Annotated in this window: 7 protein-coding genes; 3 read left to right on the forward strand and 4 right to left on the reverse strand. The window is 66.8% G+C overall.

The annotated features are described in order from the left end of the window. Positions 1-80: 80 nt before the first annotated feature. Both ACXJKH_RS09695 and ACXJKH_RS09700 read left to right on the forward strand, forming a co-directional pair. Positions 81-1,478 (forward strand): c-type cytochrome, encoded by a 1,398-nt coding sequence (locus ACXJKH_RS09695; protein ID WP_457319266.1) that lies wholly within the window; start codon positions 81-83, stop codon positions 1,476-1,478. Continuing rightward, a complete protein-coding gene (locus ACXJKH_RS09700) occupies positions 1,475-2,746 on the forward strand; it encodes a carbohydrate porin (RefSeq protein ID WP_457319267.1) in 1,272 nt (423 codons plus the stop codon). The genes ACXJKH_RS09695 and ACXJKH_RS09700 overlap by 4 nt, the downstream gene beginning before the upstream one ends. 133 nt (positions 2,747-2,879) lie before the next feature. On the opposite strand, the gene ACXJKH_RS09705 is transcribed toward ACXJKH_RS09700, so the two are convergent. The 4 genes from ACXJKH_RS09705 to ACXJKH_RS09720 all read right to left on the reverse strand — a co-directional run bounded on the left by ACXJKH_RS09705 (position 2,880) and on the right by ACXJKH_RS09720 (position 7,780). Further along, positions 2,880-4,073 carry a dipeptidase gene (locus ACXJKH_RS09705; protein ID WP_457319268.1) on the reverse strand — a complete coding sequence of 398 codons (1,194 nt, stop codon included), beginning with the start codon at positions 4,071-4,073 and terminating at the stop codon, positions 2,880-2,882. After that, entirely contained in the window at positions 4,070-6,064 is a 1,995-nt protein-coding gene (locus ACXJKH_RS09710; protein ID WP_457319269.1) for an amidohydrolase family protein, read from the reverse strand. Before ACXJKH_RS09710 ends, ACXJKH_RS09705 begins: the two co-directional genes overlap by 4 nt. 108 nt (positions 6,065-6,172) lie before the next feature. After that, positions 6,173-7,345 (reverse strand): helix-turn-helix domain-containing protein, encoded by a 1,173-nt coding sequence (locus ACXJKH_RS09715; protein ID WP_457319270.1) that lies wholly within the window; start codon positions 7,343-7,345, stop codon positions 6,173-6,175. A 114-nt stretch (positions 7,346-7,459) separates the two neighbouring features. Next, the gene (locus ACXJKH_RS09720; protein WP_457319271.1) at positions 7,460-7,780 is read right to left on the reverse strand and encodes a hypothetical protein; all 321 of its coding nucleotides are present in this window, start codon (positions 7,778-7,780) and stop codon (positions 7,460-7,462) included. 150 nt (positions 7,781-7,930) lie between these two features. Here ACXJKH_RS09720 and ACXJKH_RS09725 point away from each other — a divergent pair. Further along, the coding region (locus tag ACXJKH_RS09725) for a thiamine pyrophosphate-binding protein (protein ID WP_457319272.1) at positions 7,931-9,039 on the forward strand (1,109 nt) is incomplete at its 3' end.

Consider the following 9,039-nt stretch of genomic DNA (forward strand, 5'->3'; position numbering starts at 1 on the left):
GTCTCGGCCAGCGTGGTCAACAGCACCCTGACCATGGCCGCRCTGGCACTGCGCGCGGCCGACGCCATCGAGCGTGCCGCATGAAGACGATGCTGCTCATCGCGCTGGCCATGCTGACAGGCGTCAGCCAAACCGCACGCGCCGACGAGACCCTGGAACGCGGCCGCTACCTGTCCGTCGCCGCCGACTGCGTGGCCTGCCATACCAGCCCGAAGCAGGGAAAGCCGTACGCAGGTGGCTACGCCATCGCTTCGCCACTGGGCGAAATCTGGGCCAGCAACATCACCCCGTCCAAGACCCATGGCATCGGCACCTACAGCGAGCGTGATTTCGCCAAAGCGGTCCGCGAGGGCGTGCGCAAGGACGGCGCCCATCTGTATCCGGCCATGCCCTACACCTCGTACGCCAAGCTCACCGACGAGGACATCCACGCGCTGTATGTCTACTTCATGCAAGGCGTGGCACCGGTGAACGAGGCGGCGCATCGCACCGAGCTGCCGTTCCCCTTCAGTGTGCGCACGTCCATGGCGGTGTGGAACCTGCTGTTCCTGGACAAGACGCCCTTCAAACCCGATCCGGGCAAGGATGCGCAGTGGAATCGCGGCGCCTATCTGGTGGAAGGCCTGGCGCACTGTTCCAGCTGCCACAGCCCGCGCGGCCTGATGATGCAGGAAGTGGGCGGCAAGGCCTTCGCCGGCGGTTCGCTGGGTGACTGGTATGCGCCCAATATCACCTCCGACCCGATCAGCGGTATCGGCGGCTGGACCGATGAGGAGCTGGCACGCTATCTCAAAACCGGCCGCGTGGCCGGCAAGGCGCAGGCGGGCGGCGGCATGGCCGAGGCCGTGAGCAACAGCCTGTCCAAACTACAGGACCAGGACATCAGCGCCATCGTGGCCTACCTGCGCACCGTACCGCCCGTGGTCGACAAGGACGCCACCCGCGCTGCCTTCGCCTGGGGCGATGCCGCCAAGGCACCGGGCGAGCAACCGGTGCGTGGCACCGATGCCCCCCTGGCCTCCGGGCCGGTGCTGTACTCGGGCTTGTGCGCTAGCTGCCATGGTTCGCGCGGGGAGGGCAGCAAGGATGGGGTTTACCCCTCGTTGGTGCACAACACCACCGTGGGCATGACCCGTCCGCAGAACCTGGTGGCGACCATCATCGGCGGCATCGACCGCGACGTGAATGGCGAGCACGCCTTGATGCCGCATTTCTCCCAAGGCTCCTACGTACAGGCCCTGAGCGATGACGACATCGCCGCGGTCGCGACCTACGTGCGTACCCAGTTCGGGCCGGGTGACCAGGTCACCGCAGCGCAGGTCGCGCTCATCCGCGCCGGGGGCGAAAAGCCGCTGCTGGCCAAGATCGGGCGGCTGTGGCTACCGCTGCTCATCCTGGGCGCAGTGGTACTGGTGGGCGTGCTCCTGCTGGTGCGCCGCGCTTGGCGCACGCGCAGGAACCGGAGGGCCGCGGCATGAAGCGCACCTCCTTGATGATCTGTGCAGGGCTCGTGGCCTTGACCGCAAGCCTGCCCGCCTGGGCCGCCGACGCCGATGCGCCCAAGCCCAAGACGGTGGACACCATCACCCAGACCCCATTGAGCGCGGACTGGGCGGCCCGACTGTGGCTGCAGGACCGGGGCATCACCCCGAGCGCACGCATCGTCATCGCCAGCGGCGTCAACAGCGCCGGCTACAAGGGCAAGGGCTGGTCCACGGCCGAGCACATCGACCTGGGCGCGATGATCGACACCGGCAAAGCGTTCGGCTTCGACGGCACGCTGCGGGTAGTGTCCTCCGACCGCTTCGGCAATGCGGTCAATGAGCGCTCCACGGGGTCCTACATCCAGAACCAGGCCTTCTACGGGCAGGGCCAGAACCTGCGTTTCAACGAGTTGTCCTACGAACGCCTGCTGCTGGACAAGCGGCTGAGCCTCAAGGGCGGCTTCTACTCGATGGGCAATGACTTCGGCGGCCTGCCGTATACCTGCAACTTCAACAACAATGGTCAATGCGGGCATCCGCTGGGCCCGATCTACAGTTCCGGCTGGCTGGACAATCCGACCGGCCAGTGGGGCCTGCGGGTGAAGTGGAACGACCCGTCAGGCTGGTATGCACAGACCGGCATCTATGACGTCGTGCCGACGCGCAAGCAGGCCGGCAGCGGCTTCCGCGTTTCCGACCGCGGCAAGACCGGCCTGTTCCTGCCCGTCGAGGTGGGCTACAGCCACGGCAAGACCGGCTACGACTACGGCGGCACCTACAAGGTCGGTTATTACCTGGACACCTCCAATGCGGATGACATCGGCGATCCCCCCGCGCCACGGGCGTCGCATCGCAGTGGCTCCTACGTGCAGGTCGCGCAGCGCGTGTTGAAGCCGGAGGGCGACACCGTGCGTGGCCTGTCGGTGTTCGGCGTAGCCACCCGCGCCGACGCGAAGACCGGCCTCATGCGTTACGCGTGGGAAGCCGGCGTGAGCTGGCGCGGCGTGGTGGCATCGCGGGAAGACGACGTGCTGAGCCTGGCCTGGAACCGGCTGGACATCTCCGACCGGCTTGCGCGGTACCAGCAGGTGACCGGCAAGGACGTGCAGAGCAACGAGCAGTTCGTCGAGCTGAACTATGGCGTGCAGGTCACGCGGTGGTTGATCCTGCGGCCGTCGGTGCAGTACGTGGCGCGGCCCGGTGCATATGACAGCCGTCCGGACAGCTGGGTGTTCACGCTGCAGGCGCAGGCAACGCTTTGAGCCGGTCGGTACAGGCCACCGCCTGCCGGTAAGGGTCTGGACGTCCATGTCACGGCAGGCCGGTGCACCGGCCTGCCGTTTTCGTGTGCACAGCCGCCCCCCGCGCGGGGCAGGGCAGGGGGCGGACATCGGGTCACCCGCATACGTCCGTGAACAACCGCGCGAAGTTGCCGCCCAGTATCTTCTCGATGCGCGCGTCACGAYGCCCACGCCGGGACAGCAGGAGCGCAATGCGGTCGAAGCGATCGGGTTGATTGAGGTCGGGCAGGAAATTGACTACCTCAGCGCTCTCTCCCGGCGCGGCGATGCCACGCTTGACGCGCTCCTCGACAAATGCGCGGAAGGCCTTGCGGTACTCAGGGGTCAGATCGATCGCCGGGATGATGCCGTCCGAACCCAGGCTGACGTGCTCTTCGCCGCAGACATTGATCGCGTGCTCGATATGGCGGATCAGATCCGCCGCCGTCGGTTGTCCCTCCTTGCGCAGGAAGGGCATCAGGTAGATGCCCGCCACGCCGCCACGGCCGGCGAGCAGGCGCAGCTCCTCGTCGCTTTTGTTGCGCGGACGGTCGACGAGGGCGGCGCAGCCGGTGTGGCTGATGGTGACCGGACCCCTGGACGCGGCGATCGCCTCCAGTGCGGTGCGCTGGCCGCTATGTGAGAGATCGATCAAGGCACGACCGGCATCGAGCCGCTCGATCAGCTCACGACCGAATTGGCTGAGCCCGGCATTGGCGGCCTCCAGGCAGCCGTCGCCGACCAGGTTGCGCCGGTTGTACGTCAGCTGGTAGATGCGCACGCCAAGACCGTAAAAGGTCTCGAAGCGTTCCAGGTCCTCGCCGAACGGCGTCGCATCCTGGAAGCCATAGATCAGGCCGAGCCGTCCGCTGTGCTTTGCGTTGGCAAGGTCCGCGCCGGTGCGCACCAGGCGCAGCGCATCGGCATGGCGCGCCAGTTCGCCGTTCCAGTAGGCAATGGCACGCATCGTCAGCGCATAGTCGTTGAGGTAACTGCCGACGCCACTGACCGTTACGTTGCAGGCGGTCAGTCCCGAGGCCCTTGCGTCGGCCAGCACGCGAGCGTCCAACGGTGCATATTCGGCCTCGGCCTGCGGGTCGAGCGGGCCACCGTTGAGGGTATCGATCACCGTGGCCTGAAGGTAGCCAGGCCACTGCGAGCGGGCGGCTGTTGCCGGCGCGGCGGCGCCTGCACGCGTCGGCAACAGCAGCGCGCCTGCGCTGCCGAGTGCGCAGGCACCAAGAAAGCGCCGTCGCGACGGTTCAATGGCAGGCGCCTCGCGCGTGGCGGCATCGATGGAGAGGCTCATTGGACCTGCACCGGCTTGCGCGGCTGGATACCGAGTGCCTGCTCGATCGCTGCCGGATCGAAGATCTTGCCACCCTTGAATACAAGCTCTACCTTGCGGATATCGCGCATGTCGTTGAGCGGATCGCCATCGATCAGCACCATGTCGGCCAGCTTGCCTGGCGCGATCACGCCGCGATCCTTGTCCACGCCCATGACCTGGGCCGGCGTCAGCGTCGCCAGGCGCAGCACTTCCGCATTGGGAATGCCGGCGCGGGCGTAGATCTCCAGCTCGGCGTGCAACAGGTAGCCGGCCAGCCCATCGGTGCCGGGCATCAGCGTGACGCCGCCATCATGGAGGGCCTTGACCATGCGCATCAACGCAGGGAATGCCTTRGCATAGGCTGCTTCCTGGCCCTTCGGCACCGGGAGCGGGTCGAAGCCGAAGTTGYGCTGCACCTGGGGCGGCAGCCGGGCGGCGATCGGACGCAGGCCTGGCGGTACCGGATCGTTGGGGTCGCCGGACAAATCCTCGAAGACGGCGAGGGTGGGATCCACAACAGTGTGGTGCGCTTTCAGGAACGCGATGAACTCGCGAACCTCCGGCTGGTCCGGCGTGTACTCGTAGGCATGCTCGCCGATCTCCGTCAGCCGCTTCATGTTGCGCGTCTCCTGCACCCGCGGATACATGAAATTGAGGAAGATGAAATTGATGTGCTGGATCTCGTCGGTGCCGCCCTCGACGAACTGTCGCGCCGATACGAAGGCCGGCACATGGCCGCTGACGCGCAGGCCGCGTGCGTGTGCATGGTCGGCGATCACCGGAAACAGCTCGGGCTTCAGCGAGGAATAGGTCTTGATCTGCACATAGCCATGGTCGGCATACCAGTCGACCGCCTTGCGGGCCTCCTCGGGTGTATTGACCAGCATCCTGGTCGGCCCGGCAAACGGTCCTGGCCCGTCAATGAAGCCGGCCATCGACACGCGCGGCCCGATCTCGGTGCCGGCATCGAACCGCATGACCCGCTCGATGAAGTTGTCGGTGTTGTTGGCCAGGTCGCGGCTGCTGGTGATGCCCGCGGCGATATCGAGAGGGCCATCGGCTTCGGCGTAGTGCTTGTGCACGTCCCACAGGCCCGGCAGCAGGAACCGTCCGTGCGCGTCGATGACCTCGGCGTTGGCGGGCGCGTCTATCCGTCCGTCGGCGGCCACCCGGATGATGCGCTCGCCGTCCACCAGCACGCTGGTGCCCGCCGTGGCGGTGAGATCGCGCGGGTCGAATACGCGCGCGTTGCGGATCAGCAGCGGCCCCTTCGGCTGGTGCGTAAGATCGCGCGCCAGCGTTGCCGACCATTCCGCATCGGCGCGCTCCTGGGCGGCGACGATCTGGGGCAGGCTGGCTTTGAGCGCCGCCGGCAGGATGGYGACCCAGCCCGATGCATAGGTGATCGCCGCCGTGCGACCATCGGCATGCAGCCATACCGAGGCGGGGGTGAAGCCCAGTCCGCTGATGCGGTAATGGGTCAGCTCGACGAGGCCAGCCTGGCTTTGGAGTTGCAGCGTGCCGACGCGTTCCACGCGCGCCTCACCCGATGGCAACAGCGCCAGGCGCTGCCCTGGCGCCTTCAGCAAGGCGCGGAGCAGCACGCCCTGGATCTCCGGCGGGGCCGAGATCGGCAGGAAGAAAGCGGGCGCGGTCAGCGCCCGGTCGCCTTGTTCGCTGGCATTTTTCCAGCGTGCCCGGCCGTCCCGCAGCGAGAACGTCTCGCTGACCTTGGCCTTGGTGTAGTTGTTGCCCTGGGCCTGGTAGTCGATCAACAGCCCGTTGCCGTCCAGGCGCCACTGCGCCTTTATGTCGTCCCCGCGGCCGCGGTCGTTGTAGCGGTACTCGACCTCTGTCCGGCCGGCAGCTGCGGCCTTGACGATTTGCTTGCCGGCGATATTGCCTTGCAGCAGCACGTGATCCTCGCGCGCCGCCGCCGCATTGGCGGTCACGCTGACGAACAGCAACAACAGGACAGCAAGCTTGTGCATGGGATTCCCTCGACGCAGGCACGGGTTGTGCCGACCGAGGCCGCAGGCTCGCAGTGCATCGGGCTGGCGGCGCCCGAGCCGGTGGGATCAGACGGCCGGGCCGTTCAATCCGGCCGGATCGGACGTCAACGCACGGCGCCGGAACGCGGTAGGGGTCAGGCCGGTCATGCGTTTGAAGACCGTATTGAAGGTCGACTTGCTGCCAAAGCCGCAGGCCAGGGCGATATCCAGAACGGAGCGCGGATCACCGGGATCGGCCAGGCAGTGCTCGGCATCGGCGATCCGGAAGCCGTTGACGAACTCGAAGAAATTCTGCCCAAGCTGCTGGTTCAATGCCTGGGAGATGTAGTTGGGCGACCAGCCGCTGCGTTCACTGAGCCGCCCCAGGTCGAGCTCACTATCACGGTGCAGGCCGTGCTGTCGCATCAGCGCGCCGAGGTCGGCGGCGATCTGCGCGCGTTCGGGCTCGCTCAGGCCCGAGCGCGCATAGCGAGCGGCGGGATCGGCCGATTCTGCCGGTGTCGCCTGTTCATCGAGCAAGTCTGCCGGCATCAGCACGCCGAGGCGCAGCCCGCCCCATGCGAGCAGGTAGGTGACCACCATCATGACCACGGCGAGTACCGCGCCGGGCCAGTGCCAGGTTCTGGCGCTGACTTCCACGCTGATCCGCTCGAGGCCCACGATAAGCCACAGCACGGCAATCACCGTGATCAGATGGCGAAGCCAGGCGATCCGCAGGCTCGCCTCATCGGCGGAAACCTCTTCGAGGCGGCGCGGCGCGTCACGCAGCCGCCAGGCGGAGAGGGCGAGGTAGGGCACCGTAATAGCCACCCAGGCATGGACGATCACCTGGAGCATTGCCGCACCCGGACCCGACGCGACGAGCGCCGGCCAGACCGCCAGCGCAAGCATGAAAACAGCGACCAGCGCGGACGGCAGAAAATGCCAGCCCGCCCAAGCCTTCGGTCGGGTGGCAACCCCGGGCAGCAGGCTCGACGCGTAGGCGTACAGCAGTGGACCGGTCAGATAGACCGGAACGACGTTGATCACCTGCAGCCAGGCAACGGCGGGGACCGGCAGCCACGCCTGCCAGCCAGTGAGCACGGCACTGGCGAACATCGACAGACCCAGCGTCCCGAAGAACGCAGCGAGCAGGTGACTGGTGCGGGTACCGGCACGGAGCGCCAGCGCCATCGTCAGTGCCGTGATCCCGACCGTTATCGACTGTGCGGCGAACGCCAGGGTGGTGAGCGGGGTCATTGGCGGATGTGCCTCATGCCAGGACGAAAATGGCGACGACAGCAACGGGCGATGTCGACCGAGCTGCACCTTGACACAGTCCGCAGGCGCAGGGGCCGACGTTCGTATCGGCTGTCAGCCGTCGTGCCGTTCATTTTCCAGCATCAATGGCCGCGCCATGTCTTTGATCCACGTCCCCAGGATGTAGAAGAGGGGGAGGGTGCTGAGCGCGCCGAGCAACAGCAGCACGCGCGCATTGTCGAGCAGTCGGCGCGGGTCGCACTCGAGCGGGCCACTGTTGCCCTTGCCCATCCGCACACAGCCGTGCTCCGGATAGGCCATGGCATGGGCGCCCCAGGCAAACAGCGCGGCAAGCAGCGCGAACAGCAGCATCACGCCGACCTCGGTATCGCGTTTACCCAGACGCTCCCAGCGCTGCGCCAGCCGTAGGTTCAACATGCTTCAACATCCCTGTTCATACCAACCCCAACGAAGAACGGCGCACAGTATCGCGCAGACCTGTCGGGCAGGCGCGGCATCGGCACACACGGGAGGCGATTCCCCCCGGAGTATAGTGACCCCATCCTCACCACAAGGATCGACGCGATGCAGAAGGGCTCGGATCTACTGGTCAAGGCGCTGGAGAACGAAGGCGTAGACCGCATCTTTGGCGTACCGGGCGAGGAGAACCTGGATTTTCTGGAATCGCTCCGGAACTCGGGCATCGAACTGGTCCTCACCCGCCACGAGCAGGCGGCCGCCTTCATGGCCGCCACCCACGGCCGGCTCACCGGCAGGCCCGGCGTATGCCTGGCCACGCTCGGTCCGGGCGCACTGAATTTCTCCACCGGTGCGGCGTATGCCCATCTGGGCGCGTGGCCGATGATTCTCATCACCGGCCAGAAGGCGGTGATGAGCGCCAAGCAGGCCCGCTTCCAGATCGTGGATATCGTGGCGTCGATGAAGCCGCTCACGAAAATGACACGCCAGATCGTCAGCCCGGCGGCCATTCCCGCGATGGTGCGTGATGCCTTCCGCGTGGCGATGGAAGAACGCCCCGGGCCGGTGCACCTGGAGCTGCCGGAGGATGTCGCGGGCGAGGAAGTGGAGGATGTTCCGGTCATTCCGGTCCACCCGCTGGATCGTCCCCTCGCGCCGCCTGCCGCACTGGACCGGGCAGAAGCGGCCATCCTCGCGGCCAAACGGCCGCTGGTGATGATCGGCGCAGCCGCAAGCCGGCCATGGCTCACCGAGGCGCTGTCCGCATTCGTGGCGCGCACGCGCCTGCCGTTTTTCAACACGCAGATGGGCAAGGGCGCCGTCACCGGCGGCTCCAACCTGTACATGGGAACGGCCGCACTCTCCGAGGGCGACTATGTGCACGAGGCCATTGCCCGCGCCGACCTGATCATCGCCATCGGCCATGACACCGTCGAAAAGCCGCCGTTCCTGATGAAGAGCAGCGGCGGGCCGAAGGTGATCCATGTCAGCTTCCAGTCCGCCACGGTCGAGCAGGTCTACCACCCCGATATCGAGGTGCTGGGYGATATCGGCGCCTCGGTTGACGCCCTGGCCGGGCGGCTCGAAGGCCGCCTGTCCGCCGACGAGGGCATGATCGACCTGCGCCAGAAGATCCTCGCCCGGCTCAACGACCGCGCGGAGGAGGACCGCTTCCCGGTCACGCCGCAACGGCTGGTGCATGACGTGCGCCAGGC

This window comes from Stenotrophomonas sp. P5_B8 (assembly GCF_054049855.1).